This window comes from Bradyrhizobium sp. HKCCYLRH3099 (genome assembly GCF_051167855.1).
GTDB lineage: Bacteria > Pseudomonadota > Alphaproteobacteria > Rhizobiales > Xanthobacteraceae > Bradyrhizobium.
In genome coordinates this window covers 211973-238380 of the sequence record NZ_JBNPTW010000003.1, presented here as the reverse complement: position 1 = coordinate 238380, position 26408 = coordinate 211973, and the positions used below count along the sequence as shown (strand labels likewise).

Here is a 26408-nt window from a genome sequence, read left to right as displayed (position 1 = left end):
CGAGGTAAATCTGACGAGCACAGCGTTACAGCGACGTTAAGGCGCGGTCGAATGCCGCCGTCGCCTGAGGTTGCGCGCCAGAAGGCTTAAGAAATCGATAGCTGCCTGGCCGGTTCTGCTTGCAACATGCGCAAAGAAAATGGCCCGCGCCACGGGCCGGGCCATTTTGCTGTTCGATCGCAGGTCTGCGACGTCTCAATCCTCGACGCCATAGCGGTGCAGATCGTTGCCGCAGGTGTCGAGCCACTTCTTGGCGCGCTCGACCGAGCCGCAGATCTTGCCGCACACCTTCCAGAACCGCGGCGAGTGGTTCATCTCGATGAGATGGGCCACCTCATGCGCGGCGAGATAGTCGAGCACGAAGGGCGGCGCGAGGATCAGGCGCCAGGAGAACGACAGCGAGCCGGCCGAGGTGCAAGAGCCCCAGCGGCTGGACTGATCGCGGATCGACAGCCGCTTCACCTTGACGCCGAGCTGCTCGGCATAGGCGTCCGAGGCCTTCTGCAGGTCGCGACGCGCCTCGCGCTTGAGGAAGTCGAGCACGCGACGCTCGGTGTGCTCGATCCCGCCGGCCACGCACAGGATCTTCTCGCCACTGTCTCGCGTCTCGGTCCACACGGTGCCGCGCTCGCCGGCGCGATGCACGATCTTGTGCGGCACGCCGCGCAGCGGCACCAAGGTGCCCGGCAGGAACGGCGCGGCCTTCGGCAGACGGCCGAGACGCGCCGCGATCCACGCGCCGTGACGCTGCGCGAAGTCTTTCGCTTCGACGATGGTGCCGCGCGGCGGCATCGTCAGGATCGCTTCGCGATCCGAGGGATGGATTCTCAGTGTATAACGTCGCGCACGACGGTGACGCCGCAATCTAATCGAGTAGATTTGCGAGCCGTGCTTGACGAGAAGACGCGAGGGTTCGGCGGGCCGCCGATAGAGTAGCGCGCGAGTGGCCATTTCTGTCAGTCCGGGAGGGAAGAACTCGCCCGGATTTTGCCATATCCACCGCCAGGGAAAGCGCTCGGCGCAAAAACAAATCATTTGCCCAATATACAGGGGCTCCGGAGGTTCCGCACCCCAGAGCTTGGGCCTCTGCACGCCCTCAAGAGCTGATTTCAGATTCAGAAGCGTCGCTCAAGCAGCGACGCCACATTCACTGCTTGAGTCACTCCTGAAATCGGGTTTTTGAAGTCCCTTCAAAGAGTTAACGCGCAGCCGGATTCGACTGCGCATCGCGCGCCCTCGCCCACTATTCAGCGGCAATTGTCAGCAGCGACTTCGGATCGGCCGCCGACAACATGAAGTCGTTGATGCGCGGCACGATCTCCGACTTGAATCGCGAACCGTTGAACACGCCGTAATGACCGACACCCGGTTGCACGTAGTGAACCCGGCGATGATCCGGGATCGACGAGCACAATGCATGCGTCGCTTCGGTCTGACCAAGACCGGAGATGTCGTCCTTCTCTCCTTCGACCGTCATCAGCGCGACGCGCGTGACCTTCGACGGATCGACCAGCGTGCCTCGGTGAGTCATCTCGCCCTTCGGCAGCGCGTGGCGGATGAACACCGTCTCCACCGTCTGCAAATAATATTCCGCAGCCAGGTCCATGACGGCGAGATACTCGTCGTAGAAGTCGCGATGCTTGTCGACCTGGTCGCCATCGCCCTTCACGAGGTTGGCGAACAGCGCCTTGTGGGCGTCGACATGGCGATCGAGGTTCATGCTGATGAACCCGTTCAGCTGCAGGAAGCCCGGGTAGACGTCGCGCATCACGCCGGGATGCGGGAACGGCACCTTGGTGATGACGTGGTTGCGGAACCAATCGATGCCGCGCTCCTGGGCGAGATTGTTGACCGCCGTCGGATTGCGCCTTGTATCGATCGGTCCGCCCATCAAGGTCATCGAGATCGGTGCGAACGGGTCGCGCTCGGCTTCCATCACCGACACCGCCGCCAGCACCGGCACCGCGGGCTGGCACACCGCCATGACATGCATGTTGGTGCCGAGGAAGCGCAGCATCTCGATGACGTAGTCGATGTAGTCGTCGAGATCGAAGCGGCCTTCGGCCAGCGGCACCATCCGGGCATCGGCCCAATCGGTGATGTAGACCTCATGGGTCGGCAGGAACGCCTCGACCGTGCCGCGAAGCAGCGTCGCGTAATGGCCGGACATTGGCGCCACGATCAGGAGCCGCGGCTGGGGCGCGCGCAGCGGGCGGATGTGCTTGCGGTCGAAATGCAGCAGGCGGCAGAACGGCTTTTCCCAGATCGAGCGGACCTCCACCGGCGTCCTGACGCCGTTGACCTCGGTCTCGTCGAGGCCCCATTCGGGCTTGCCGTAGCGGCGCGTGGTGCGCTCGAACAGTTCGCAGGCCGCCGCGATCGACTTGCCCATCTCGGTGTGCGCCCAGGGATTGAGCGGGTTCTGAAACAGGATCTTGGTGGCGTCGGTGACAGCGCGCGCCGGATTGAGCGAGGCATGCGCCATTTCGTACATCCAGTACATCGGCGTCGTCAGGACCGGACTGCCTTCCGACGCCAGGGGCGGTGCACCGCCAAACTCACCTATCGGCATTCTCGTTCAACCCTCTCTGCAACGCAGCATACTGCCGAATGCGCAATTAAGCGTCAATGCGGTGTGTTACGAGTTGGTGCCTGAAAGCAGCGAAATGAGCCCGAAAATCCACGGGAAAACGCAATTATTCGCCTGACGACAGCAGCGAGCCGGCGCGGCGCGCGCTGCGTAACAGAGCAATGAATGCCGCAAACGACGCCAACAGCAGGGCGGCATTGAGCCCGAGCGCGGTCAGCATCAGGTCGGTCCGGAAGACGTGATCGGTCAGCAGCGCGCGCATGCCCTCGAACACGTAGGTCGGCGGCAAGGACCACGCGACGAGCTGCAGCCAGTGCGGCAGCACCTGTACCGGATAATAGACACAGGCCAGCGGCATCAGCGCGAACATCAACGTCCAGACGATGCTCTCGGCGCCGAGCCCGTTGCGCAGCACCAGGCCGGACACGAAGATGCCGACCGCCCAGGAGGTGAAGATCAGGTTGCAGAAGAAGGCGATCAGCGGCAGGCCGAGGCTGTAGAAGTTGAAGTCGAAGAACCACACCGCGATCAGGGTCATCGGGATGATGCCGATGGCGAGCCGGACCAGGCTCATCGCCATCAGCGACAGCAGGAACTCGATCGGCGTGAGCGGGCTCATCATCAGATTGCCGATGTTGCGCGCCCACATCTCCTCCAGGAACGAGATCGAGAAGCCGAGCTGCCCGCGGAACAGGATGTCCCACAGGATGACGGCGCCGATCAGCGTGCCGCCGGCACGGGCGAAGAACCCGGCATTGCTGGCGATGTAGGTCTGCAGGAAGCCCCAGGTGATGATCTGCAGGGTCGGCCAGTACATCAGCTCCAACAGCCGCGGCCACGACGACAGCAGGAGATACCAGTAGCGCAGGACCATCGCGCCGATGCGATGCGGCGCAATCGCTAAGGACAGATCGTTCATTGTGCCGCCTCCCGGTCGCGGCCGCGGGCCACGTCGAGAAAGACGTCCTCGAGCGAGGTGCGGTTGTAGCGCGCCATGATCTGGGCCGGGCTGTCGTCGTCCTCGATCCGCCCGCGCTTCATGATGATGACGCGGTCGCACAGGCGCTCCACTTCCAGCATGTTGTGCGACGCGAGCAGGATCGTGGCCCCGCGGCGCGTGCGATAGCGTTCGAGGTGGCCGCGCACCCAGTCGGCGGTGTCGGGATCGAGCGAGGCGGTCGGCTCGTCGAGCAGCAGCAGCTCCGGATCGTTGATCAGCGCCTTGGCGAGCGCCACCCGCGTCTTCTGCCCGGCGGAGAGCTTGCCATTGGCGCGGTCGATGAAGTCGGTCAGGTCGAGCTGCGCGGCGAGCTCGGCGATCCGCTCCTTGAGGTGATCGACCGCGTAAAGCCGGCCGAAGATGGTGAGGTTCTGCCGCACCGTGAGCCGCATCGGCATGTCGACATAGGGGCTCTCGAAATTCATCCGCCCGAGCACGGACGCAGCCTCGCCCGGCATGGTGTGGCCGAGCACCTCGACGGTGCCGGAGGTCGGCTGCACCAGGCCCATGATCATCGCGATCGTCGTGGTCTTGCCGGCGCCGTTGCCGCCGAGCAGCCCGGTGATGCTGCCGCGGGGGATCGCAAAGGAGATGCCGTCGACGGCGGTCGCCGTCTTGTAGATCTTGGTCAGGCTCGACACCGCGATGGCCGGCGAACCTGAACCCGAAGCCGACGAAGGCGTCGGCGCTGCGTCATCTTGCATCATGTCGAGAGTTCATTGAGGCATTGTGCCGCAAACCGCAACAGGCCACCAACGGCCCGGCTGATTTGTCGCCACGCCTGCGCGGGTTTAAGTTCCCGACCATGACCGACGCCATCACCGATGCCCTGATCATCGACACGCCCGACACGGATTACCGCCATCCGCGCCAGCGCGTCCGGCTCGACACGATCCTGCGGCTGCGCTGGCTCGCCGCGCTCGGTCAACTGAGCGCGATCTTCATCGTGGTGCAGGGGCTGGAGTTCGACCTGCCGGTGGTGCCATGCCTCGCCGTGATCAGCGTCTCGGCGCTGCTCAATCTCGGCCTGCAGATCACCTTCAACCCGATGCAGCTGCTGGAGCCGCCGCATGCGGCCGGGCTGCTCGCGCTCAACATCATCGAACTGACGGTGCTGCTCTATCTCACCGGCGGGCTGGAGAACCCGTTCTCCTACATGTTCCTGGCGCCGGTGCTGATCGCCGCCACCGCCCTGCCCGTGCGGCTGACGATCATGCTCGGACTGCTCGCGGTCGCCTGCGCCACCGCGCTGTTCTTCATGCATCTGCCGCTGCCCTGGGAGGGCGAGGAGCCGCTGATCTTCCCGCCGATCTACCTGTTCGGCGTCTGGCTCTCGATCGCGCTGGCGATCGGCGTGACCAGCCTCTACGCCTTCCAGGTCACCGAAGAGGCGCGCAAGCTGTCGGACGCGCTGGCCGCCACCGAGCTGGTGCTGGCGCGCGAGCAGCATCTCACCCAGCTCGACGGACTCGCGGCCGCCGCGGCGCATGAGCTCGGCACGCCGCTCGCGACCATCGTGCTGATCTCGCGCGAGCTGGAGCGGGCGCTGCAGGACAACAGCCAGGTGACGGGCGACATCAGGACCCTGCGCGAGCAGGCCCAGCGCTGCCGCGACATTCTCGGCAAGATCACCCAGCTGTCGTCGATCGGCTCGATGTATGACCGCATGAAGCTGTCGACGCTGATCGAGGAGACCGTCGCTCCGCATCGCGACTTCGGCGTCGACATCAAGGTGCGGGTGGCCGTCGCGGCGTCCAAGGAGCCGGTCGGCTCGCGCAATCCGGCTATCCTCTATGGCGTCGGCAACATCCTGGAGAATGCGGTCGACTTCGCCCGCAATGCCGTCGAGGTGAACGCCTGGTGGAACAACGAGACTGTCGAGATCGTGATCTCCGACGACGGCCCGGGCTTCGCCCCCGACATCCTCAAGCGCATCGGCGAGCCGTATCTGTCGCGCCGGCGCAGCGGCGAGGACGGCCAGAGCGGCAATCAGGGCGGCGGCCTCGGACTCGGCGTGTTCATCGCCCGCACCTTGCTGGAGCGGACCGGCGCCAAGGTCTCGTTTACCAACCGCACCTTCCCGGATCATGGCGCCGTGGTCCAGATCGTCTGGCCGCGACGGCGGTTCGAGGCCAGCGAGGATGGCGACGAGGCCGAGCCGGAGTAGCTGGACCCTCGGGGCTGGCGGCTGGCATACGGAACACCGGGAGATCCGCCGGAACGCGCGGCGTCACGCCGCAGACTGCGGCATCCCGCGATCTTGGCAGCGAGCCATGCAGGGCCCATATGTCACCTATGACAGATCGTCTCGCAACATCGAGCCTTCTTCTCAAGGATATGACCGTGGGCGCCATCGCCGAACTGACGAACCACCCGGACCGCTCTCTCCTGATCGTCGAGGACGACAAGCCGTTCCTGGAGCGGCTATCGCGCGCCATGGAGACTCGCGGATTTACCGTCACCTCCTGCGAGAGCGTCGCGGAAGGCATCTCACAGATCGGCAAGTCGGCGCCCGCGTTTGCAGTGGTCGACCTCCGGCTGGGCGACGGCAACGGCCTGGACGTGGTGTCGGCGCTGAAGCGCAAGCGGCCCGAAGCCCGCGCCATCGTGCTGACCGGCTACGGCAACATCGCCACCGCGGTGACCGCGGTGAAGATGGGCGCAGTCGACTATCTCGCGAAGCCCGCGGATGCCGACGATGTCGTCGCCGCGCTGCTCGCAACCACCGGCGAGAAGTCAGAACTGCCGTCGAACCCGATGTCCGCTGACCGCGTCCGCTGGGAGCACATCCAGCGCATCTACGAGATGTGCAACCGCAACGTCTCGGAGACCGCGCGCCGGCTCAACATGCACCGCCGCACCCTGCAGCGCATCCTGGCGAAGCGCGCGCCGAAGTAGCGGCGCCACCCACTTGGGGCATGGTCTCTTCGGAAAACCGTAGGTTTCCGGATCCTGCTCAGTGCGTCTTCACGAACGCCTGCAGCGCATGGAACACCGTGCGCCGCGGGTTGCGGCTGCACCAGTTGCGCATCCAGCTGTCCATCTCGGTGAGGTCGAGCTTGATCTGCCGGCCTTCGTCGCCGCGACCGACGTTCACGGCTGACACGTAGCCCATCATCCATTGCTGATATTTCGAGATCGCATTGACGTAGGGACCGTCGGCGTTGCCGATCGCCTTGTAGGTGCCGGGCGGCTGCTCCTCGGCGGCAAGGATGAAGCGCTCGCAGGAATCGGCGCCCACGCCGAGGACGTAGAACGCCACCTCCTCCGCGCGCGCTCCCGTCACGAAGAGCAGTGTCAACGCCAAGACCACCCGTCGCATCTGTCGTCCATCTCTCCACCCCTGGGCTGGATACCGCTCGCGTGTTAAAATTATTGCGAGATGTTGCGCCCCATGCGGGGCAATTCTCGGGCAAAGTCGGGAATTCGACCTGGATCGGAAGGGACATCGCTCCGCTGCGGCTGGTCAGCCGGGGGGCTCGCGCGGCACCGGATCTCGAACTCGGCCCGAAGACGCCCGGGCGCCCACCCGGAACTCAGTCGCCGGCGTGCCCCTGCGGATCGATCAAGCGGTTCATCCGCTGGGCAGCAACCAGCGCGAAACGCACCGTCATCTGCTTGCGCGTGGGGGCCGGCAATTTGTGCTCGGGCGCCTCGCAATGCAGATGGGCGCCATAGGCATCCGCCACGATCAGCCCGGTGTCCGGCGGAAAGATTTCGCACGGCAGGTCCTGCGTGAAGGCGAAGAACAGCCGGTCGCAATGGGCGCGGTACTCCTCCCATTTATGATCGGCGCGCAGATCCTCCAGCGACGATTTGATCTCGACGATCCAGATCTCGCCGCGTTCGTTCAGCGCCACCAGATCGGCGCGCCGTCCGGACGGCAACGGCAGTTCGCTGACCGCGGCGAAGCCGAGCGAGCGCAGCAGCCGCGACGTGCCGCGCGCGATCGCCAGCGCCGTCTCCGACTGGCGGCGGTCGATGGGAACGAGGCTGATCCGGGCGGCTGACGAGTCCATGGACGGAGCATAGCCGATTCTGCCGTCCGACAGCACCGCTCGCATGCGGAACGGGAACCCGGCGGCGGCCTTCCGCTTAAACAAACGCCGCCGGCTGGGCGGCGCAAGGAGAGCGCCGTCCATGATCGATGACCTCTGGTACAAGAACGCCGTCTTCTACTGCCTGTCGGTCGGCACCTATATGGACGCCGACGGCGACGGCATCGGCGACTTCAAGGGGCTGACACGGCGGCTGGACTATCTGCATGGGCTCGGCATCACCGCGATCTGGCTGATGCCGTTCCAGCCCTCGCCGCAGCGCGACGACGGCTATGATGTCGCCGACTATTACGGCGTCGATCCGCGCTACGGCACGCTCGGCGATTTCGTGCAGTTCACCCATGGCTGCAAGCAGCGCGGCATCCGCGTGATCATAGATCTCGTCGTCAACCACACCTCCGACCAGCATCCGTGGTTCATCGACGCCCGCAGCGCCAAGGATTCGCGCTATCGCGACTGGTACGTGTGGTCGGACAAGAAGCCCGCCAATGCCGACAAGGGCATGGTGTTTCCCGGCGTGCAGAAGACGACCTGGACACGCGACAAGCAGTCGGGCGCGTACTACTTCCATCGCTTCTACGATTTCCAGCCCGACCTCAACACCTCGAACCCGGAGGTGCAGGCGGAGATCCTGAAGATCATGGGCTTCTGGATCCAGCTCGGCGTCTCCGGCTTCCGCATGGACGCGGTGCCGTTCGTGATCACGACCAAGGGCGCCGACGTGAAGAAGCCGGCGGAGCAATACGACATGCTGCGGACCTTCAGGGAATTCCTGCAATGGCGCCAGGGCGAGGCGATCATCCTGGCCGAGGCCAACGTGCTGCCCGAGACAGACATGGAGTATTTCGGCGACGACGGCGACCGCATGCACATGATGTTCAATTTCCACGTCAACCAGCATCTGTTCTATGCGCTCGCGGCGTCTGACACGCGGCCGCTGGCGAAAGCGCTGCAGGCGACCAAGCCGCGGCCGGCCTCGGCGCAATGGGGCCTGTTCCTGCGCAATCACGACGAGCTCGATCTCGGACGCCTGACAAAACAGCAGCGCGACGCGGTGTTCGCAGCGTTCGGGCCGGACAAGAGCATGCAGCTCTATGACCGCGGCATCCGCCGGCGACTGGCGCCGATGCTCGGCGGCGACCGCCGCCGCATCGAGCTCGCCTACAGCCTGATGTTCACCTTGCCCGGCACGCCGGTCATCCGCTACGGCGATGAGCTCGCGATGGGCGACGACCTCAGCCTGCCCGAGCGCAACTGCGCACGTACGCCGATGCAATGGTCGACCGAGCCGCATGGCGGCTTCACCAAGAGCGAGACCTCGGCCTCGCCGGTGATCGATCACGGCCCCTATGGCTACGAGCACGTCAATGCCGCCAGGCAGCGCCGCGATCCCGGCGCGATGCTGAACTGGACCGAGCGCATCATCCGGATGCGCAAGGAGGTGCCGGAAATTGGCTGGGGCGATTTTGCCGTGATCGCGACCAAGGATCCGGCCGTGCTGATCATGCGCTACGACTGGCGCAACAATTCAGTGCTGTTCGTGCACAATCTCGATGAGAAGCCGCGCGAGATCAGCTTCGACGTCGGCCTGCCCGACAACACCGGCAAGCTGCTGATCAATCTCCTGTCCGAGGATCACAGCCACGCCGACGAGCGCGGCCGCCACACCCTGGTGCTGGAGCCCTACGGCTACCGCTGGTACCGCGTCGGCGGCCTGGACTATCTGCTGCGGCGGAGCGATATCGAGACGGCGAGCCCGGCGAAGCGGGTGCGGAAGGTCGGCAAGGCACGGCAAGCACGGCCACGCCGCCGCTGAATTGACCACATGGCCTCGTCAAACTCAGTGTCGTCCCGGGCTTGACCCCGGACCGATAGCCACAGGCGGTCGTGTGGCGACGGCTCGGAGTTGCCATCCTGCCTCAAGCGGCTGCCTGTGGTTATGGGTCCCGGGTCAAGCCCGGGACGACAGCCAGTGCAAGGAGCCGCCGTCGCACAACAATGTCTAACAGCGACGATCGGCCCCGCAGCCACAACAAGCGAGCTACATCGCCCGCCCGATCACCACGCCCTCGTTCCCCCGCAGATCCAGCGTGCCGTCGATGCGCTCGCCGTCGCGGTCGAGCCAGGTCGAGAGCAGGATCGCGCCGGCGAGGCCGTTGCCTTCAGTGGCGATCGAGACCGGCTCATCGCCGAGATTGAGCGCGATGGTGAGAACCTCGCCGTCGCCCTCGCGGCGATACAGCAGCAGGTCGCCCTGCGCCGCGATGGGCCGGTAGCTGCCGGTGACGAGCACGCGGTGCGTTTTCCGCAAGCGAATGAGCGCACGGTAGAGATTGAGGATCGAGCGCCGATCAGCAGTGAGATTGACGACGTTCTCGTGCGTAAAGTCATCCGCCACCGGCAACCACGGTGACGCATTCGTGAAGCCTGCCCCCGGCAACGCGCTCCACTGCATCGGGGTGCGGCAGCCGTCGCGGCCGACGCCGATGCCGGGGACGTTCCTCTCGAAGGGGTCGCGCACCTGCTCAGGCGCGATCGGCACCTGATGCATGCCGATCTCGTCGCCGTAATAAAGCGTCGGCGTGCCGCGCAGGGTCAACAGCAGCATCGCCGCGACCCGCGCCTGCTCAGGCCCGACCCGGCTCGCCACCCGTGGCCGGTCGTGATTGCCAAGGACCCAGTTGGGCCAGGCGCCAGCCGGCAATGCCGCCTCGTAGCCGGCGATGATGGCTTCGATCTCGCGCGCGTGCCATGGCGCCGACAGCAGCGCGAAATTGAACGGCAAATGCGCGCCGCCGAGATCCTTACCGTAATAGGTCATCAGCCGTTCGAGCGGCAGGTAGATCTCGCCGATCAGCACGCGGTCCTCGAATTCGTCGATGACGGCGCGCATCTCGGCCACGACCTCGTGCACCTCCGGCTGATCGGCGGAGTAGCGCGAGATGATCTGCTCATGCGGCGGCCGGCCGCCGTGATAGTCGGGATTGGCGGGGTTGTCGCGAAACGCGGCGTCCTTGATCAGGTGCCAGATCACATCGACGCGAAAGCCGTCGACGCCCTTGCGCAGCCAGAACCGCATCACATTGTAGATCGCCGCACGCACCGCCGGATTGCGCCAGTTCAGGTCCGGCTGCTGCGCCAGGAAGGCGTGATAGTAGTACTGCCCCGTCTTGGAATCGAACTGCCAGGCGCTGCCGCCGAATTCCGACAGCCAGTTGTTCGGCGGGCCGCCATCCGCAGCCGGATCGCGCCAGATGTACCAGTCGCGATGCGGATCGTCGCGCGACTGCCGGGCCTGCAGAAACCACGGGTGCTGATCGGAGGTGTGGTTCGGCACGAGGTCGAGGATCAGTTTCAGCCCGCCCTCATGCGCGGCCTTCACCAGCGCTTCGAAATCCTCCATCGTGCCGAACAGCGGATCGATGCCGGTGTAGTCGGCGATGTCGTAGCCGAAATCGGCCATCGGCGAGGTGAAGATCGGCGACAGCCAGATCGCATCGACGCCGAGCGTCATCAGATAGGGCAGGCGGTGGATGATGCCGGTGAGGTCGCCGACCCCGTCGCCGTCGCTGTCCTGGAACGAGCGCGGATAGATCTGGTAGAAAATCCCCTCGCGCCACCAGATGCCCTGCTCCGCCATCTCGAACCGCTTTCTGCTTGCAACCGTGCGGCCCAACGCAGGAACAGGCGGCGGGTTCACAAGGCGGTCCCGCGCCGTCCGCCGCGAGACTTTTTCGCTTGGCGCATTGCGAAAAATCGGCATGCTGGCGGCATGAGCGAACAGAACCAGACCAAGGCGAAGGCCGGCGCGATGATCGTGCCCGTCACGCCATTCGAGCAGAACTGCACCATCCTGTGGTGCGAGGCCACGAAGAAGGCGATCGTGATCGATCCCGGCGGCGACGTGCCGAACATCCAGGCGGCGATCGCGCAGGCCAAGGTCACCGTCGAGAAGATCTGGCTGACCCATGGCCACATCGATCACGTCGGCGGCGCCGCCGATCTGCGCGAACAGCTGAAGGTGCCGATCGAGGGCCCTCATATCGCCGACAAGTTCCTGCTCGACAACGTCGTCGAGAGCGGCAAGCGTTTCGGCATCACGGGCGTGCGCGACGTGACGCCGGACCGCTGGCTCGCGGAAGGCGACACCGTCGAGATCGGCGAGCTCGTCTTCGACATCCTGCATTGCCCCGGCCATTCGCCCGGCAGCGTCGTGTTCTTCAACAAGCAGATGCGTTTCGCCCATGTCGGCGACGTGTTGTTCAACGGCTCGGTCGGCCGCACCGACCTGCCCGGCGGCAGCCATGAGACGCTGATCAGCTCGATCAAGGACAAGCTGCTGCCGCTCGGCGACGACGTCGGCTTCATCTGCGGCCACGGCGCCGGCTCGAGCTTCGGCCAGGAGCGGATGACCAACCCGTTCCTCACCGGGATGGCGTAAACTCGAGCGAGTTCATTCCGCCAATCGTTGGCGCTTCACCTCTCCCGAACGGGCTAGCGTAAGCACTCATCCGCTGCGACGGACGTTACCTCGCCCCGCCAGGGCGAAGCGAAGCTTCGCTAGGGCGGGGAGAGGTCGGATTGCATCGAAAGATGCAATCCGGGTGAGGGGGACTCTCCGCGGGGTCGGTGGGTGTGGCTGCCCCTCACCCCAACCCTCTCAGCGCGAGCAAAGCTCGTCGCGGCCCCGTGAAGGACGGGGAGAGGGAGCACACCGTCCGTGCCTTGAAGTGAACGGCTGCCGCTTCGAGATGTTTGCGTACACCGGCCTCCTTCTGCGAGGGGCGAAGGCGCTCGCAACAACCGCTTATTTCAACCCCGCGGCCTTCAGCGCGCGGTCGATCACGGCGGCAACGTCGATGACGCGACGGGGCTTCGCCTGCGGGGATGGCGCCGTGGGAATCGGCGGTGCCTTCACCGCGATGACCGGCGGATCGGCCGGCGTCATGTCGACGGCCTTGGCCACCGTTGGCTTGGCAACGAGCGGCTTCACGTCGGCTGGGGCGTCGGCCGGCGTTGCGCTGAGCGGCTTGATCTCGCCTGGCGCTCCGGTGGAAGGCTCCACCTTGCGCTTCGGCGGCCTCGCCACGCGGTTCGACTTGGCGCGCGCGGGCTTGGCTGGCTTGACGGCCTCGGGCGCTGCCTTGGATTCCGCCGGCTCGGCTGCCTGAGCATCTTCCGGACGGCGCAGCATCTTGGTCAGCACCGGCAATGCTGCGATCGGCGACACCTCGGGAATGAGCTTGGTGCTCGGCGAGGTCACCGCCGGCTTCGGCTGCCGGATCCAGTCGGTCACGCCGAAGAACTTCGCGATCAGATAGGACGACGAGATGCCGGCCTCGAGCAGGAACGGCCCGGCCTTGCCGTAGCGCTTGTCGTTGGCGGCGATTCCGATCGGCGTGCCGTGTGCCATGTTGGTGATGGTGTAGGATTCGACCATCGTCTCGCCGTCGGCATTCCACCACTGCTCATGCGGATAGCCATTGACATCGTTGGCCGCCATCGGCGCCAGCGGCAGATGATGCAGATCGAGCCATTGCTTGACGATCTCGCCCGCATTGCCCGGATGCACGGTGTAGTCGGCGGTGCCGTGCCACACCGAGAGTTTTGGCCATTTGCCATGATGGTTCGAGGCGCGGCGCACGAGGTCGCCGAGTTCGCCTGCGGGCCGCGCCGGCGGCATCCGCATCTGCAGGATGGCGTCGCGCATGTTGCGCGCGGTGCCGAACGGCAGGCCCGCGATGACGGCGCCGGCCGCGAACAGTTCCGGATGCGCCGACAGCATCGCCATCGTCATCGCACCGCCAGCCGAAAGTCCGGTGACGAAGATCCGCCGCTCGTCGATGGCGCAATCGGCCACCATCCGCGCGATCATCTCGCGGATCGACGCCACCTCGCCCTGGCCGCGCGCGATATCCTCGGACTGAAACCAGTTGAAGCAGCGCTGCGGATTGTTGACGCGCTGCTGCTCGGGCATCAAGAGCGCGAAGCCGAAATGCTTCGCCAGCGTCGACCAGCCGGCGCCGAGATCATAGTCGGCCGCGCCCTGTCCGCAGCCATGCAGCACGACCACGAGCGGCAGCAGCGGCTGGCGCTGCGCCGGCACATAGGCGAACATCTTCAGCCGGCCCGGATTGCTGCCGAAGCTCTCGACCTCGACCAGCGGACATTCCGGCGTCGGCCGAGCCGGACGCTGGAGATCACCGAACCCCGTGATGCCCTTCAGCTCGCGCAGCCGTCGCAAATACTCAACATTTTCAGCGAGGGACAACGGCAGCTCCTTGGCAGTCAGGTCTTGGCAGTCAAATCTTGGCAGTCAGATCTTGGCAGTCAGATCTTGGCAGTCAGATCTTGGGGCAGTCACGTCTTCAGTTCAGCAGATCAAACTCCACCATCACCCAGATGGTTGCTGCAGTGCAAAAGAAAAAGCCCGCGCAAACGCGGACGCCGGTAATTTGATTGCGAATTTCGGTGTTGCTGCGATCAAAATGCCACGCCGACGCGGCGCTTCACGCAAGGCTCACCAAAATGCGAACCAGACATGCTCGGAATCGCCATGAGGATGAGCGGTGACGCTCGCGCAACTGCTTCGAGCCGCTGACTGTGCGGAAAGCCCCTTTCGCGAATCGCAATCTCGATCCGAAGTCTGCGTGCGGATGGCCGATGAGTAAACATCAAATGGCAGGCATGCACCGCCGCCGATTGAGCAGCAACGTGATTGCCTGCGCACGGCGCGCCAATTAGCCTGACGGTCAAGCAACAACGACATTCCATTCGGGAGAAAACAAAATGGCGCGGCTCAAATTCGGTGCATTCCTCGCTCCGCATCATCCGATCGGCGAGCATCCGATGCTGCAATTCCGCCGCGACCTCGACCTTGTGTCGCAGCTCGACGAGCTCGGCTATGACGAGTTCTGGTGCGGCGAGCATCATTCGAGCGGCTGGGAGATGATTGCCTCGCCCGAGATGTTCCTCGCCGCGGCCGGCGAGCGCACCAAGCGCATCAGGCTCGGCACCGGTGTCATCTCGTTGCCCTATCATCATCCGTTCAACGTCGCGCAGCGCATGGTGCAGCTCGACCACATGACCGGCGGCCGCGCCATCTTCGGCTCCGGTCCCGGTGCGCTCGCCTCCGATGCGCATACCCTGGGCATCGATCCGATGACGCAACGCGACCGCCAGGACGAGGCGATCGCGGTCATCCGACGCCTGTTCAATGGCGAGCGCGTCACCGCCAAGAGCGACTGGTTCACGATGAACGACGCGGCGTTGCAGATCCTGCCCTTGCAGGAGGAGATGCCGTTCGTCGTGGCCTCGCAGATCTCGCCGTCGGGCATGACGCTCGCCGGCAAATACGGCATCGGCATCATCTCGCTCGGCTCGATGTCGACGCAGGGCCTGATGGCGCTGCCGCAGCAATGGGAGTTCGCCGAGGACGCGGCGAAGAAGCACGGCACCACGGTGAGCCGCGCCAATTGGCGCGTGCTGTTGTCCTGGCACATCGCCGAGACCCGCGAGCAGGCACGCCGCGAAGCCGGCGCCGGGCTGATGCGCTGGCACAACGAGTATAATGTCGGCACATTGATGCGGCCGGGCCTGAAGGCCTTCTCCTCGCCCGATGAAGCCGTCGACAAGACCGCCTTCGTCGAGGGCGCGGCCTCGACGATCGGCACGCCCGACGATCTCGTCAAGACGATCAAGAACCTGATGCAGGTGTCGGGCGGCGTCGGCACCATCATCGGCTTCGTGCACGACTGGGCCAATCCGGAGAACACGCGGCGGAGCTGGGACATGGTCGCGCGCTACGTCGTGCCGGAGATCAACGGCTACATCGACGGCCTGCGCCGCTCGCAAAAATTCGTCATCGAGAACCGCGCGATCTTCGAACGCGCCGGCCAGGCCGTCATGGCCAAGATCATGGACAACGACAAGGCCGCCGCGGCGCTGTCGCAGACGGGGCCGGGCCGCGTCGCGATTCCCGCAGTGAATGCGCCGGACCTGCAGGAAGCGGCGAAGCGACGAGGGTAGCAGCAAGCCGCGTCTGCGCTCGCATCATCCCCGTCATTCCGGGGCAATCGTCAATGCGCGGAAGCGCGTTGGCGCTTGAACCCGGAATCTCGAGATGGTCGAAACACTCGCAAGCCAACATCGAGATTCCGGGTTCAAGGCCTGCGGCCTTGCCCCGGAATGACGGTGGTCGGGGTGGGCAAGCAGCGCGGTTGCGTAGAGCGGCGTGACTACCTCACCGCGGCGACCAGCCGCTCGCACTCGGCGAGCGTCGCGATCTGCTTCAAGGTCTCGCGCAGCGCCGGCAGGTCGACCGGCTTCTGGAATTGCGGATAGACGACCAGGCCGAGCACGGTGGCGAGCCGGACGTGTTCCTCGCGGGTGCCGTCCTCGGCGCCGCTGATGAAGATCACGGGGGTCCGGATCTTCAGTTCATTGAGCAGCAGCAGGATGTCGGCGCCGCAGCGGTCGCCCAACGACAGGTCCAGCGTGATGCAGTCGAATGTCTTCTCACGCAGCTCGGCGGCGGCGGCCTCGACCGAGGTCACGCAGGTCGCTTCATAGCCGCATTGCGCGGCGATCTTGCGCAAGATCGAGAGATGCACCTCGGCATCCTCGATCACCAGCAACTGATTGCTCATGGTCCTGCCCTCGCTGTTGGCCAGACGTCCCGGTCTGGCCGTCTCTAGAGAACAGCGGTGGCCGCGAGGTAAAGATTGGTCTCCGTAGATCTACGGACCCCGACAATCGGCGCCGAGGCCAAGTCGATCGCGGCCTTGGAGATGATCTGCTTCACGCGATCGGCAGCAGCCTCGGCGCTGATCATGGGCCGATCTCGGATGATCGGCATGGATGAATTGGCGTAGAGGCCACGGACGAACAACGCCCGCCGTCGCGCCGACTTGATACACCGTCCGTGGAGTTAACACTGTTTCGACGGGAAAACGATTCCCTCAGCGAAGCCCGTCCTTGAACGCCTGCGCGTTCCAGGTCCGCGTCTCGCCGCGAATGTCGCCGTATGCCCCGCGCTCGACGTCGACCACCGGAGGCTCCCCCGCCTTGACGCTCACCCATATCCCGACATCGCCGACCTGAAGCCACCAGGCATGGTCGTCCATCTGCTCGAGGTGGAGCCAATCGTCGACGACGAGTTCATCGAAGATTCCCTGGTTTTGAAGCTCGACGCTTCGGCCGTCGTCACGAACCGCACGAACGCGCCACCGTCGGCCAGGGCGGTTCGCTCCGACATCGGCCTCGACCGCGTGTTGCCGCTTCAACGCTCCCCACAGCCGTCGCATCGAGGCCAACATCTTGAAATCCTCCGTCAGCCAGTGACGTTCAACGCCGTCTCCTCACATCGGATGTCGTCCCGGGCAAGCCCCCGGCGGCGTGTCGGGCTCGCAACACCGCGAACTTTTTCGCTGGGCCGCGCGCGCTGCGATTGCGGCGCCGGCTGCAACTGCCGATGGTGTGCCACAGGTGTCAAATCGACGTCGGATACCGGGGGAAGTGATGGCGAAATCTGTAGTGGCGGGCATTGCGGCTGCGCTGGCGGCGACCGCGCTCGCAGGATCTGCGCTGGCGGCCGACCTGCCGGTCAAGGCGCCGCCAGTCGTGGCCGCGCCGTCATGGACCGGCGTCTACGCCGGCGTGTCGGTTGGCGCCCGCTGGGCGGACAATGACTGGCGCACCAGCGACATCGCCCCGAACTTTGCCGGCGTATTCGTGCCGACGGCCGGCACCAGCGGCGCGATGGACAGCGTCGCGGCCCGGTTCGGCGGCTATCTCGGCGTCAATTGGCAGTTCGCGCCGTCATGGGTCGCCGGCGTTGAGGGCGACTTCGGCTGGGCCGACAACAACAAGACGGCAAATGCCCTGCCAGGAACCGCCGGGCTGTTCTTCGGCGCGCCGCTGGTCGGGCTGCCGGCAGGCTCCGTGAAGGACACCTGGGACGGCAGTTTGCGCGCCCGGCTCGGCTATCTGGTCGCGCCTGATACGCTGATCTACGGCAGCGGCGGCGTGGCGTGGCAGCGCGTTGAGCTGAGCGCCAGTTGCACCGTCGTTCCCGGCAACGCGTTCTGCCTCGGCATTCCACACAACGACACCTTCGCCTCGACCCGGGTCGGCTGGACCGTGGGCGGTGGCGTCGAGCACATGATCGGCGGCCACTGGGTCGTGCGTGCCGACTATCGCTACGCCGACTTTGGCACCTGGACCCAGCCCGTCTTCGTCGCCGGCGGCGTCGGTGTCGGCTTCGACGACCGCTTCACCGCGCATGTGACGACGCGAACCCATACGGCGACGGTCGGCCTCGCCTACAAGTTCTGACGTCGAATTTAGGGCTAAGCAAAGCAGCCGCCGCAGGCGGCCGCGTGCGCACCATAGATCGGCGAACTCATCAGCAAGATGGCGGGCACGGCGCCACCGTAGGCGAGTCCGTGGAGAGATCAGCGGCTCGCCTTTGCCGACCCTACGCGCGGCGAAATCAACCTACGACTTGCCAACACTTGGTCGCAGTCTGACGTCTGAATCTGGAAGCGCCGGCAGCCGCGTGGCAGACATCGGCGATCGGTGTCACCAGGATTTTCTTAACCCTGTCCTGCCATGCTCGCGGCCGATCGCGCACGATCTGCCATGGACCGCTCGCGCATCGGATGCGTCAGGCAGCCCGCCGTCTCGGCCCGGCGGGCTTTGTCGTGGGAAAGGTCGCCAATGTCACTCTCCTCAGCCAAGAATTATGCTCTGCGCGCCGAACGATCGCAGGATCCCAAGGAGGCCGCCGACCTCTTGGCCAAGGCGATCCTGGAGCTGGCGGCCTCGATCGAGGCAACCGACGCCAAGGTGAAGAAGATCAACAAGTCGGCCGGATGATTGCATTTGCGTCGGAGCGGGCGGCGTATTCAAAAAGCGAGACGGCATCTTCAAACAGCGAGACGGCATCGCGTCGCTGATGATCACCGATGCCTCGGGTCGTTCGCCCGTGTAAGGCTGCCGGCGACCGCTACGCCCGACGGGCGAATCAGGACCAGCGAAGCGCCTTCGGAAGCGCGACACGGCATCCCGCTCGCCTGTCGACGCACCTGTGAACGCCGTTCGACGCGTGCGCCGAAAATCTCATTTCGTCAGCCCGCTCAATCGCATCACCCCTGTCCAGTCCTCCGCGCAAAAAAATTCGTCTTCCGTTTTTCAGAATAATGCCTATCGTCACGCCATCCCGTCCCGATGAGAGGGGCGCATCGCGATCGTCACGACACGCGGGGTGGGATGCGGTGGCTGCGAGCTTGCCGCAGCGGGCCTTGTGCTCGCCGACGAACGGCAGGCTTGCGGACGTGAAGACGCGTGGTCCTGGCGCCCCGATGCCGGCGCCAAGCTCTCTGGTGATGATGATCCGGAGGGCGACGGTGGCTAACAAGCCGGACACCGGGGAGATCGCGACATAAGCGTGAAAACCATCGCGCGGGGAATGCCGGGTGATCTCGGCTGAACCTGTCGTGACTGCCGCCTGCTTCTTTTTGTTGCAGGCGGGCCAATTTGCCAAAAGACATGGGTGCGGCCAGCGCCCGGCATTCCCCGCGCCCTCTCTTTGAAGATGGGCGGCATATTCCATCCCTCGGGCGTATCAACGCGCCGCGAGATCGCGATCGTTTGCGATGCAGCACAAGTGATGGGCGATGTGTGATCGCAGCGTCTTGCATCAGGACAGCAACCACCTTTCAATGCCGGCAACGACGCAGGCGCGCCACAGGCCAACCGGGTGTCCAATGCGCGCGTCCGCCTCTTTCACGAAATGGAGCTCCGCGATGTCGATGCAGAACGTGGCCTCTGACGCCTTCATGCTGAACGCGCCCCGGCGCAACACGCTGACCCATATTCCCGGCGACGAGGGCTGGCCGATCATCGGCAAGACCTTCGAGGTGCTCGCCGATCCCAAGGGGCATGTCGAGCGCAACGCGCGGAAATTCGGTCCGGTCTATCGCAGCAACATGTTCGGCGACGTCAATGTCGTGCTGCTCGGCCCCGAGGCCAACGAGCTCGTGCTGTTCGACCAGACCAAGCTGTTCTCCTCGGCGCATGGCTGGGGCCGCATCCTCAATCTGCTGTTCCCGCGCGGCCTGATGCTGCTCGATTTCGAGGAGCACCGGATGCACCGCAAGGCGCTGTCGGTTGCCTTCAAGGCCGGGCCGATGAAATCCTACCTCGCCGGGCTCGACCGCGGCATCGCCGCGCGCATCGCGCAGTGGAAGCAGGCGCCGGGCGAGATGCTGTTCTATCCGGCGATCAAGCAGCTCACGCTGGATCTCGCCGCGACATCCTTTCTCGGCACCGGAATCGGGCCGGAGGTCGACGCGATCAACCGCGCCTTCGTCGACATGGTTGCGGCGTCCGTCGCGCCGATCCGCAAGCCGCTGCCGGGCACGCAGATGGCGCGCGGGGTCAAGGGCCGCCAGCGCATCGTGGCCTATTTCTCCGAGCAGATTCCGCTGCGGCGGGCCAAGGGCGACGGCGACGATCTGTTCTCGCATCTCTGCCGGGCGACCGACGATCAAGGCGCGCTGCTGTCGACGCAGGACATCGTTGACCACATGAGCTTCCTGATGATGGCCGCGCACGACACGCTGACCTCGTCGATCACCTCCTTCGTCGCTCAGCTCGCCGCCCACCCCGAATGGCAGCAGCGGCTGCGCGACGAGGTCGCAAGCCTCGGCCTCGCCGCGGGCGATCCGATGAGCTCAGAGCATCTGGAGAAGATGAAGCTGACGGAGATGGCGTTCCAGGAGACGCTGCGGCTGATGCCGCCGGTGCCCTCGCTGCCGCGCCGTGCTGTCAGGGACTTCACCTTCAAGGGCTTTGCGATTCCCGCCGGCACCGGCGTCGGCATCAATCCGATGTACACCCACCACATGCCGGAGATCTGGCCCGATCCCGAGCGGTTCGATCCGATGCACTTCACCGACGAGGCGCAGCGCGGCCGTCACCGCTTTGCCTGGGTGCCGTTCGGCGGCGGCGCGCATATGTGCCTCGGCCTGCACTTCGCCTACATGCAGGTGAAGTGCTTCGCGCGGCACTTCCTGGCCAATGTCGAAGTGTCGTTCGCGCCGGGCTACCGGCCCAACTGGCAGGTGTGGCCGATCCCGAAGCCGCGCGACGGGCTGAAGGTGCAATTGAAGGCGGTGTGAGTCGGCGGCGGCGTGATCCAGCGTGGCCAATCTGCACAAGCTCAACGCATGGCCAAGAGGAGCGCCGCCAATTAGTTACTCGTCATGCCCGGGCTTGACCCGGGCATCCACGTCTTTCCCAGTACGCTGAACGACATGGATGGCCGGGCCTTCGCCGCGCCGAAGCGGCTTCGGCCGCGCAGGCGGAACAAGCCCGGCCATGACGACGTCGAGAGAGCGACGTCGCAATCAACACGCGGACGACACTCGAAGAGGCCGCGTCCTACTCCACCGCATCCCCCAGCAGCTTGCGCATGGCCGCATAGCCCTGCTGCTGCTGGCTCCAGTTGCGACCGCCGGTGATGCCGCCGTCGACGACGAGATCATGGCCGTTGATGAAGCTCGATTCGTCGCTGGCGAGAAACACCGCCGCGTGGGCGATGTCGTCGGTCACGCCAGCGCGCGGGATCGGCTGCGCGGTGGCATAGGCGGTGCGGACCGTCTCCGGCGTCTTCTCGGCCGCCTCCGTCGACAGGCCGAGCGCCTTGCCGAAGATGCCGGTCGCGATCAGGCCGGGCGAGATCGAGTTGACGCGCACGCCGGATTCGCCGAGCTCCATCGCGACGCATTTCGTCAGATGAATCACGGCGGCCTTCGCCGTGCTGTACACCACCGAGGTCGAATAGCCCGCGAGCCGTCCCGCGATCGAGCCGTTGTTGATGATGCTGCCCGCACCCTGCCGCTTCATGTGAGGCGCGGCGTATTTCATGCCCAGCATGACGCTACGCACCAGCACCGCCATCGCCTGGTCGAACCGGCCGGCATCGAGGCCTTCGATGCCGCCGGTCTGCGCCGGACCGCCGGCGTTGTTGAACAGGCAGTCGAGCCGGCCGAAGCGATCGACGGCGAGATCGATCAGCGCGCGCATCTGCTCGTCGACCGTGACGTCGGTCTGCCGGAACACGCAAGTCGCGCCGAGACGGCTTGCCAGCGCCTCGCCTTCGGCACTGCGCCGTCCGGCGATGACGACCTTGGCGCCTTCGGCGACGAAGACTTCCGCGGTCCGCAAGCCGATGCCGCTGGTCGCGCCCGTGATCACCGCAACCTTGCCGTCCAACCGTCCCATCGCTCGATCCTTCCCTGTGCAATGCTTGTTGTCGATCGTCGCTTGACGCGCCGAAGTTCCCACGCGGAACCATCATCCGGTGAGATCAATTGCAACACAAGACGGGCGGCTTCCTTCAACCGGACAAATTACCGCCACGCTCGCCTTAATTTGGTTGCGCGCATCAGGCTGATGGATGTCCATGACGCGACTCATCGACGACATCAAGCGGACCTGGCTCGGCGAGCTGCAGCCATCCCTCGCCTGGAGCTGTGCGTTTGCGGCGATGTGCCTCGTGCTCGCCACCGCGTTCCGCTACGGCATGGCGCATCTGCGACCCGACGTGTACTTCACGCCCTATACGCCTGCGGTGTTCTTCGCCACCGCGATGGGCGGCTCGGGTGTCGGTATAGCGACAGCGATCCTCGGCGCGGCGCTCGGGCTTGGGCTCGATTTCGGCGGCGGCCCGGTCGATGCGGCACGGCTTGCGCTGATGGCGATGTATCTCGCCGTCTCGGGCCTGGTGATCTGGGGCGTCACGCATTATCGCAACCTCGCCGGCAAACAGCGCGAGATCGCGCGGCGCCTCACCGAGGAGGAGCAGTATCGCAAGCTCCTGGTCGACGAGCTGCATCACCGGCTCAAGAACAAGACCTCCACCATTCACGCCGTGCTGCATCAGGTGCTGCACGATCAGCCGGAGGTGTGGGGGCGCATCGACCAGCGCATCCGCGCGCTGGCCACCGCCGACGATCTGATCGCGCGCGCCGATGGCCAGGGCTGCGACCTCAAGGATCTCCTGATGTCGGAGCTCGGGCCCTATGGCCATGTGCGCTTCGAGCTGAATGGCGAGCGGCTGTTCCTGCCGGCCAAGCTCGCCGTGAGCCTTGCGCTGATCTTTCACGAGCTGGCGACCAATGCCGGCAAGTACGGCGCCTTCGCTTCGCCGCGCGGCTTCCTGCAGGTGGCCTGGACGATGCAGGACGACCGCCTCAAGCTGACCTGGGACGAAGCCGAGGGCCCGCCGATCGATCAAGTGGGTAAGCCGGGATTCGGCAGCAAGCTGCTGAAGGCGGCATTGTCGGCGTTCGACGGCAAGACCGAGACGACGTTTCTCAAGACCGGCATTCACTGCACGATGCAGTGTCGCGTGCCGGCGAGCTGAGCAGGAGCCGGCCTCGCCTCCGACTTTCGCCGCATAGCCGCGCGCGCGTCTGCAGCGGCGTTGAGGATCCGTTAACGACGACGGGGCACAAAGTCGCGCAATTCCCGGCAGTTGGTGCGCGCATTCCGTGTTTCTACGTAGCGCTTAACTAAAATGAAGCGGGAACTTTGCACAATCGGCGCATGTACAGCAGCGACCGTTTCAACTTTTCGCCCGACGCCAAGGACGGGACGGCTTCGACCGAGGCCGAATTGCGCTTCCTGCGCAGCATTCTCAGCCAGCTGCCGTCGGGCGTCACGGTGCAGGACCAGCACGGTCGCTTCCTTCTGGTTAACGACACCGCCGCCGTTCAGCTCGGCGCCGCCGCCAACAGCGTCGACGGCGTGGCGGCACCGCATCTCGACAACAGGCGGTCCGCCTGCCGCGAGATCCTCGGCCGGGGGCGCACCGTGATCACCGAGGAGAAGGTCCCCGGCGAGCGCGGCGCGCAGACCCTGCTGACGGCGCACCGGCCCGTCCGCATCGGCGACCAGCACGTGCTGATCTCGAGCTCGGCCGACATCAGCGAGCAGAAGGAGTTTGAGGACCAGCTGTTCCGCGCCGCCTATTATGACGAGCTGACCGGCCTGCCGATGCGCCGCGTCGTCGAGCATCGCGCCGACCATCTGGTCCGGCGCGGCCGCGTCGAGGGACGCTTTGCGCTCGCCTTCCTCGATCTCGACAACTTCAAATACATCAACGACTATTACGGCCATGCCACCGGCGATACCTTGCTGGTCGAGTTCGCCAAGCGCATCAGCCGCGATCTGCGCGAGACCGACCTGCTGTCGCGCATCAGCGGCGACGAGTTCCTGCTGCTGCTGCATCCGATCGAGCGCGCCGAGGAGGTCGCCGAATTCCTGCAGGGCCTGCTGCACCGGCTGAGTGCGCCGTTCTTCATCGACGGCGCCGAAGTGTTCGCGGCGGCCTCGGTCGGCGTCAGCCTGTTTCCCGAGCATGGCGCCAGCTACGACGTGCTGCGCCAGAACGCGGACCTGGCGATGTATCGCGTCAAGAACAGCGGCAAGGGCGCGCTGGCGTTTTTCTCGAGCGCCATGGAGCACGAGGCGCTGGCGCGCATGAAGGTCGAGCAGTCGCTGCGGCTCGCCATCCTCGAAAAGCGCTTCTGCTGCGCATTCCAGGCCAAGGTCGACATCCGCACCGAGGAGATCAAGGGCATCGAGGCCCTGGTTCGGCTGCGCGACAATGAAGGCGTGATCCAGGCGCCGGGCGCATTCATCAATCTCGCCGTCGAGCTCGGCCTGATCGACGAGCTGGCGCATCTCGTGCTCGGCGAGATCGTCAAGTCGATCGACCTGATCAACGACACCTTCGGCCCCGACGCGACCATCAGCATCAATGTCGCGGCCAAGCAGGCCTCGAACCCGGATTTCATGCAGCCCTTCGCGCGGGCGATCGAGGCCACCGGATTTCCGAAGCGGTTCATGATCGAGGTGACCGAGGACGCCTTCGTGACGCGGAGCCATTTCCAGGACGAGATTGTGCCGCTGTTGCGCGAGATCGGCGTCGGCATCTCGATCGACGATTTCGGCATCGGCTATTCGTCGTTGTCGGCGCTGGCCGACATCACCGCCGACGAGATCAAGATCGACCGCTCCTTCATCACGGACATTCACAAGCGGCCGCGCAGCCAGGGCATCCTGCGTGCGATCGAGTCGCTCAGCGAGGCGCTCGGCATGACGGTGATCGCCGAGGGCATCGAGTCCTTCGAGGAGCTCGCCTATCTGCAGGCGGCCACCAAGATCCGCTATGCCCAGGGCTACTACTTCTCGCGCCCGATCTTTCTGGAAGAGCTCAAGCCTGCCGCGCCGCTTGCAAGCGAAGCGCGCATCAGCCTCGCCAGTCGCCCTGTGCAGGAAAATCGCCAGGCTTACGCACGCAGCAGCCGCTATCGGCGCTGACATCGTTTCGAGCGAGGAGACGATCAGCACAAAGTATGAGGGCTTCCGGACTGCCCGCCAAAGCGCCTTGACCCGGCCCGCGCCTGCACACTATCAGTTGCAGACAACAGCCGCCGGTAGCTGGGAGGAAGGCTCGTGAAGACGTCACAATTGTTCAAAGGCATTGCTTTATCACTGAGTGCAGCCCTGCTGGCCACCGCGGCCCAGGCCGACGATCTGAAAATCGCTCTCATCTACGGCAAGACCGGCCCGCTCGAAGCCTACGCCAAGCAGACCGAAGCAGGCCTCCGCCTGGGCTTCGAATACGCGACCAAGGGCACCAACATGATCGACGGTCGCAAGATCGTCATCATCACCAAGGACGACCAGGGCAAGCCGGACCTGTCGAAGGCCGCGCTCGCGGAGGCCTATCAGGATGACGGCGCCGACATCGCGATCGGCACGACGTCCTCGGCCGCAGCACTCGCCGACCTGCCGGTCGCCGAGGAGAACAAGAAGATCCTGATCGTCGAGCCGGCGGTGGCCGACCAGATCACCGGCGAGAAGTGGAATCGCTACATCTTCCGCACCGGCCGCAACTCCTCGCAGGACGCGATCTCCAACGCGGTCGCGATCGGCAAGCCCGGCGTGACGGTCGCCACCTTGGCGCAGGATTATGCCTTCGGCCGCGACGGCATCGCGGCGTTCAAAGAGGCGCTGGCCAAGACCGGTGCGACGCTGGCGGCGGAAGAATACGCGCCGACCAACACCACCGATTTCACGGCAGTCGGCCAGCGTCTGTTCGACGCGCTGAAGGACAAGCCCGGCCGCAAATTCATCTGGGTGCTCTGGGCCGGCGGCGGCAATCCGCTCGGCAAGCTGCAGGACATGGACCCGAAGCGTTACGGCATCGAGATTTCCTCCGGTGGTAACATCCTCGCGGCGCTCGCGGCCTACAAGCAGCTGCCGGGCATGGAAGGCGCGACGTATTATTACTATGACATTCCCAAGAACCCCGTGAACGACTGGCTGCTGGCCGAGCACCAGAAGCGCTTCAACGCGCCGCCAGACCTGTTCACGGTCGGCGGCTTCTCAGCAGCGATGGCCGTCGTCACCGCCGTGACCAAGGCGAAGTCGACCGACACGGAGAAGCTGATCGCGGCGATGGAGGGCATGGAATTCGACACGCCGAAGGGCAAGATGATCTTCCGCAAAGAGGATCACCAGGCGCTGCAAAGCATGTATCACTTCCGGGTCAAGGTCGATCCGAACCTCGCCTGGGCCGTCAACGAGCCCGTGCGCGAGATCAAGATCGAGGAGATGGACATCCCGATCCGCAACAAGCGCTGAGATCCTGAATCCGTGCCCGGCCCTCGCGCCGGGCACG

The 26408-nt window shown here is 65.1% G+C and carries 24 protein-coding genes; 11 read left to right on the top strand and 13 right to left on the bottom strand.

Going from position 1 to position 26408, the window contains the following annotated elements; all coding sequences use genetic code 11:
• Positions 1-195: 195 nt before the first annotated feature.
• From ACQR1Y_RS09365 to ACQR1Y_RS09350, 4 genes are all read right to left on the bottom strand, one after another.
• Positions 196-1035 (bottom strand): M48 family metallopeptidase, encoded by an 840-nt coding sequence (locus tag ACQR1Y_RS09365; protein WP_434858197.1) that lies wholly within the window; start codon positions 1033-1035, stop codon positions 196-198.
• A gap of 208 nt (positions 1036-1243) precedes the next feature.
• Complete coding sequence (locus ACQR1Y_RS09360) at positions 1244-2572, bottom strand: polyhydroxyalkanoate depolymerase (RefSeq protein WP_434858196.1); 1329 nt, start codon at positions 2570-2572, stop codon at positions 1244-1246.
• Between the two features lie 124 nt (positions 2573-2696).
• Positions 2697-3509: an ABC transporter permease gene (locus ACQR1Y_RS09355; RefSeq protein ID WP_434876204.1), complete on the bottom strand. Its 813-nt coding sequence runs from the start codon at positions 3507-3509 to the stop codon at positions 2697-2699.
• The gene (locus ACQR1Y_RS09350; RefSeq protein ID WP_434876205.1) at positions 3506-4297 is read right to left on the bottom strand and encodes an ABC transporter ATP-binding protein; all 792 of its coding nucleotides are present in this window, start codon (positions 4295-4297) and stop codon (positions 3506-3508) included. The genes ACQR1Y_RS09355 and ACQR1Y_RS09350 overlap by 4 nt, the downstream gene beginning before the upstream one ends.
• A 98-nt stretch (positions 4298-4395) precedes the next feature.
• On the opposite strand from ACQR1Y_RS09350, the gene ACQR1Y_RS09345 reads away from it, so the two are divergent.
• Positions 4396-5757 carry an ActS/PrrB/RegB family redox-sensitive histidine kinase gene (locus ACQR1Y_RS09345; RefSeq protein WP_434876206.1) on the top strand — a complete coding sequence of 454 codons (1362 nt, stop codon included), beginning with the start codon at positions 4396-4398 and terminating at the stop codon, positions 5755-5757.
• 176 nt (positions 5758-5933) lie between these two features.
• Positions 5934-6488: an ActR/PrrA/RegA family redox response regulator transcription factor gene (locus ACQR1Y_RS09340; RefSeq protein WP_434858192.1), complete on the top strand. Its 555-nt coding sequence runs from the start codon at positions 5934-5936 to the stop codon at positions 6486-6488.
• A gap of 58 nt (positions 6489-6546) precedes the next feature.
• Here ACQR1Y_RS09340 and ACQR1Y_RS09335 read toward each other — a convergent pair whose 3' ends face one another.
• Positions 6547-6912, bottom strand: coding sequence for a hypothetical protein (locus tag ACQR1Y_RS09335; protein ID WP_434876207.1), 366 nt, complete (start codon positions 6910-6912; stop codon positions 6547-6549).
• Between the two features lie 214 nt (positions 6913-7126).
• Positions 7127-7609: an MmcB family DNA repair protein gene (locus ACQR1Y_RS09330; RefSeq protein ID WP_434876208.1), complete on the bottom strand. Its 483-nt coding sequence runs from the start codon at positions 7607-7609 to the stop codon at positions 7127-7129.
• 121 nt (positions 7610-7730) lie between these two features.
• Between ACQR1Y_RS09330 and ACQR1Y_RS09325 the strand changes: the two genes are divergently transcribed.
• Complete coding sequence (locus ACQR1Y_RS09325) at positions 7731-9464, top strand: alpha-amylase family protein (protein WP_434876209.1); 1734 nt, start codon at positions 7731-7733, stop codon at positions 9462-9464.
• 225 nt (positions 9465-9689) lie between these two features.
• Here ACQR1Y_RS09325 and ACQR1Y_RS09320 read toward each other — a convergent pair whose 3' ends face one another.
• Entirely contained in the window at positions 9690-11288 is a 1599-nt protein-coding gene (locus ACQR1Y_RS09320) for an alpha-amylase family glycosyl hydrolase (protein WP_434876210.1), read from the bottom strand.
• 132 nt (positions 11289-11420) lie between these two features.
• Here ACQR1Y_RS09320 and ACQR1Y_RS09315 point away from each other — a divergent pair, with 132 nt between their 5' ends.
• The gene (locus tag ACQR1Y_RS09315; RefSeq protein WP_434876211.1) at positions 11421-12089 is read left to right on the top strand and encodes an MBL fold metallo-hydrolase; all 669 of its coding nucleotides are present in this window, start codon (positions 11421-11423) and stop codon (positions 12087-12089) included.
• 366 nt (positions 12090-12455) lie between these two features.
• Here ACQR1Y_RS09315 and ACQR1Y_RS09310 read toward each other — a convergent pair whose 3' ends face one another.
• Positions 12456-13919: an extracellular catalytic domain type 1 short-chain-length polyhydroxyalkanoate depolymerase gene (locus ACQR1Y_RS09310; protein WP_434876212.1), complete on the bottom strand. Its 1464-nt coding sequence runs from the start codon at positions 13917-13919 to the stop codon at positions 12456-12458.
• A 518-nt stretch (positions 13920-14437) separates the two neighbouring features.
• On the opposite strand from ACQR1Y_RS09310, the gene ACQR1Y_RS09305 reads away from it, so the two are divergent.
• The gene (locus tag ACQR1Y_RS09305; RefSeq protein ID WP_434876213.1) at positions 14438-15676 is read left to right on the top strand and encodes an LLM class flavin-dependent oxidoreductase; all 1239 of its coding nucleotides are present in this window, start codon (positions 14438-14440) and stop codon (positions 15674-15676) included.
• A 209-nt stretch (positions 15677-15885) separates the two neighbouring features.
• Here the strand turns inward: ACQR1Y_RS09305 and ACQR1Y_RS09300 are convergent, their stop codons facing one another.
• From ACQR1Y_RS09300 to ACQR1Y_RS09290, 3 genes are all read right to left on the bottom strand, one after another.
• The gene (locus tag ACQR1Y_RS09300) at positions 15886-16296 is read right to left on the bottom strand and encodes a response regulator (RefSeq protein WP_434858185.1); all 411 of its coding nucleotides are present in this window, start codon (positions 16294-16296) and stop codon (positions 15886-15888) included.
• Between the two features lie 44 nt (positions 16297-16340).
• Positions 16341-16481 (bottom strand): hypothetical protein, encoded by a 141-nt coding sequence (locus ACQR1Y_RS09295; RefSeq protein WP_434858184.1) that lies wholly within the window; start codon positions 16479-16481, stop codon positions 16341-16343.
• A 127-nt stretch (positions 16482-16608) separates the two neighbouring features.
• The gene (locus ACQR1Y_RS09290; RefSeq protein WP_434858183.1) at positions 16609-16965 is read right to left on the bottom strand and encodes a hypothetical protein; all 357 of its coding nucleotides are present in this window, start codon (positions 16963-16965) and stop codon (positions 16609-16611) included.
• A 202-nt stretch (positions 16966-17167) separates the two neighbouring features.
• On the opposite strand from ACQR1Y_RS09290, the gene ACQR1Y_RS09285 reads away from it, so the two are divergent.
• Together ACQR1Y_RS09285 and ACQR1Y_RS09280 are read left to right on the top strand one after the other, a co-directional pair.
• On the top strand, positions 17168-17983 hold the full coding sequence (locus ACQR1Y_RS09285) for an outer membrane protein (RefSeq protein ID WP_434858182.1): 816 nt from the start codon (positions 17168-17170) through the stop codon (positions 17981-17983).
• A 384-nt stretch (positions 17984-18367) separates the two neighbouring features.
• Positions 18368-18526: a hypothetical protein gene (locus ACQR1Y_RS09280; protein ID WP_011923716.1), complete on the top strand. Its 159-nt coding sequence runs from the start codon at positions 18368-18370 to the stop codon at positions 18524-18526.
• Positions 18527-18674: 148 nt separating this feature from the next.
• Here ACQR1Y_RS09280 and ACQR1Y_RS09275 read toward each other — a convergent pair whose 3' ends face one another.
• A complete protein-coding gene (locus ACQR1Y_RS09275) occupies positions 18675-19262 on the bottom strand; it encodes a hypothetical protein (protein ID WP_434876214.1) in 588 nt (195 codons plus the stop codon).
• A gap of 193 nt (positions 19263-19455) precedes the next feature.
• On the opposite strand from ACQR1Y_RS09275, the gene ACQR1Y_RS09270 reads away from it, so the two are divergent.
• Positions 19456-20832 (top strand): cytochrome P450, encoded by a 1377-nt coding sequence (locus ACQR1Y_RS09270; RefSeq protein ID WP_434876215.1) that lies wholly within the window; start codon positions 19456-19458, stop codon positions 20830-20832.
• Positions 20833-21094: 262 nt separating this feature from the next.
• Here ACQR1Y_RS09270 and ACQR1Y_RS09265 read toward each other — a convergent pair whose 3' ends face one another.
• Positions 21095-21937, bottom strand: a complete 843-nt coding sequence (locus ACQR1Y_RS09265; RefSeq protein WP_434876216.1) for an SDR family NAD(P)-dependent oxidoreductase — start codon at positions 21935-21937, stop codon at positions 21095-21097.
• Between the two features lie 175 nt (positions 21938-22112).
• Here ACQR1Y_RS09265 and ACQR1Y_RS09260 point away from each other — a divergent pair, with 175 nt between their 5' ends.
• The 3 genes from ACQR1Y_RS09260 (at position 22113) to ACQR1Y_RS09250 (ending at position 26371) form a co-directional block, all read left to right on the top strand.
• The gene (locus tag ACQR1Y_RS09260) at positions 22113-23081 is read left to right on the top strand and encodes a sensor histidine kinase (protein WP_434876217.1); all 969 of its coding nucleotides are present in this window, start codon (positions 22113-22115) and stop codon (positions 23079-23081) included.
• Between the two features lie 182 nt (positions 23082-23263).
• A complete protein-coding gene (locus tag ACQR1Y_RS09255) occupies positions 23264-25042 on the top strand; it encodes a putative bifunctional diguanylate cyclase/phosphodiesterase (protein WP_434876218.1) in 1779 nt (592 codons plus the stop codon).
• A 135-nt stretch (positions 25043-25177) separates the two neighbouring features.
• Positions 25178-26371 (top strand): substrate-binding domain-containing protein, encoded by a 1194-nt coding sequence (locus ACQR1Y_RS09250; RefSeq protein WP_434858176.1) that lies wholly within the window; start codon positions 25178-25180, stop codon positions 26369-26371.
• Positions 26372-26408: the final 37 nt, after the last annotated feature.

Coding starts and splice junctions, on each gene's coding strand:
- ACQR1Y_RS09300 (WP_434858185.1), bottom strand. CDS start 16,296: ATGAGCAATCAGTTGCTGGTGATCGAGGATGCCGAGGTGCATCTCTCG.
- ACQR1Y_RS09330 (WP_434876208.1), bottom strand. CDS start 7,609: ATGGACTCGTCAGCCGCCCGGATCAGCCTCGTTCCCATCGACCGCCGC.
- ACQR1Y_RS09355 (WP_434876204.1), bottom strand. CDS start 3,509: ATGAACGATCTGTCCTTAGCGATTGCGCCGCATCGCATCGGCGCGATG.
- ACQR1Y_RS09345 (WP_434876206.1), top strand. CDS start 4,396: ATGACCGACGCCATCACCGATGCCCTGATCATCGACACGCCCGACACG.
- ACQR1Y_RS09305 (WP_434876213.1), top strand. CDS start 14,438: ATGGCGCGGCTCAAATTCGGTGCATTCCTCGCTCCGCATCATCCGATC.
- ACQR1Y_RS09275 (WP_434876214.1), bottom strand. CDS start 19,262: ATGGAATATGCCGCCCATCTTCAAAGAGAGGGCGCGGGGAATGCCGGG.
- ACQR1Y_RS09260 (WP_434876217.1), top strand. CDS start 22,113: ATGTCCATGACGCGACTCATCGACGACATCAAGCGGACCTGGCTCGGC.
- ACQR1Y_RS09270 (WP_434876215.1), top strand. CDS start 19,456: ATGTCGATGCAGAACGTGGCCTCTGACGCCTTCATGCTGAACGCGCCC.
- ACQR1Y_RS09320 (WP_434876210.1), bottom strand. CDS start 11,288: ATGGCGGAGCAGGGCATCTGGTGGCGCGAGGGGATTTTCTACCAGATC.
- ACQR1Y_RS09315 (WP_434876211.1), top strand. CDS start 11,421: ATGAGCGAACAGAACCAGACCAAGGCGAAGGCCGGCGCGATGATCGTG.
- ACQR1Y_RS09280 (WP_011923716.1), top strand. CDS start 18,368: ATGTCACTCTCCTCAGCCAAGAATTATGCTCTGCGCGCCGAACGATCG.
- ACQR1Y_RS09295 (WP_434858184.1), bottom strand. CDS start 16,481: ATGATCAGCGCCGAGGCTGCTGCCGATCGCGTGAAGCAGATCATCTCC.
- ACQR1Y_RS09265 (WP_434876216.1), bottom strand. CDS start 21,937: ATGGGACGGTTGGACGGCAAGGTTGCGGTGATCACGGGCGCGACCAGC.
- ACQR1Y_RS09360 (WP_434858196.1), bottom strand. CDS start 2,572: ATGCCGATAGGTGAGTTTGGCGGTGCACCGCCCCTGGCGTCGGAAGGC.
- ACQR1Y_RS09290 (WP_434858183.1), bottom strand. CDS start 16,965: ATGTTGGCCTCGATGCGACGGCTGTGGGGAGCGTTGAAGCGGCAACAC.
- ACQR1Y_RS09325 (WP_434876209.1), top strand. CDS start 7,731: ATGATCGATGACCTCTGGTACAAGAACGCCGTCTTCTACTGCCTGTCG.
- ACQR1Y_RS09255 (WP_434876218.1), top strand. CDS start 23,264: ATGTACAGCAGCGACCGTTTCAACTTTTCGCCCGACGCCAAGGACGGG.
- ACQR1Y_RS09335 (WP_434876207.1), bottom strand. CDS start 6,912: ATGCGACGGGTGGTCTTGGCGTTGACACTGCTCTTCGTGACGGGAGCG.
- ACQR1Y_RS09285 (WP_434858182.1), top strand. CDS start 17,168: ATGGCGAAATCTGTAGTGGCGGGCATTGCGGCTGCGCTGGCGGCGACC.
- ACQR1Y_RS09350 (WP_434876205.1), bottom strand. CDS start 4,297: ATGATGCAAGATGACGCAGCGCCGACGCCTTCGTCGGCTTCGGGTTCA.
- ACQR1Y_RS09365 (WP_434858197.1), bottom strand. CDS start 1,035: ATGATTTGTTTTTGCGCCGAGCGCTTTCCCTGGCGGTGGATATGGCAA.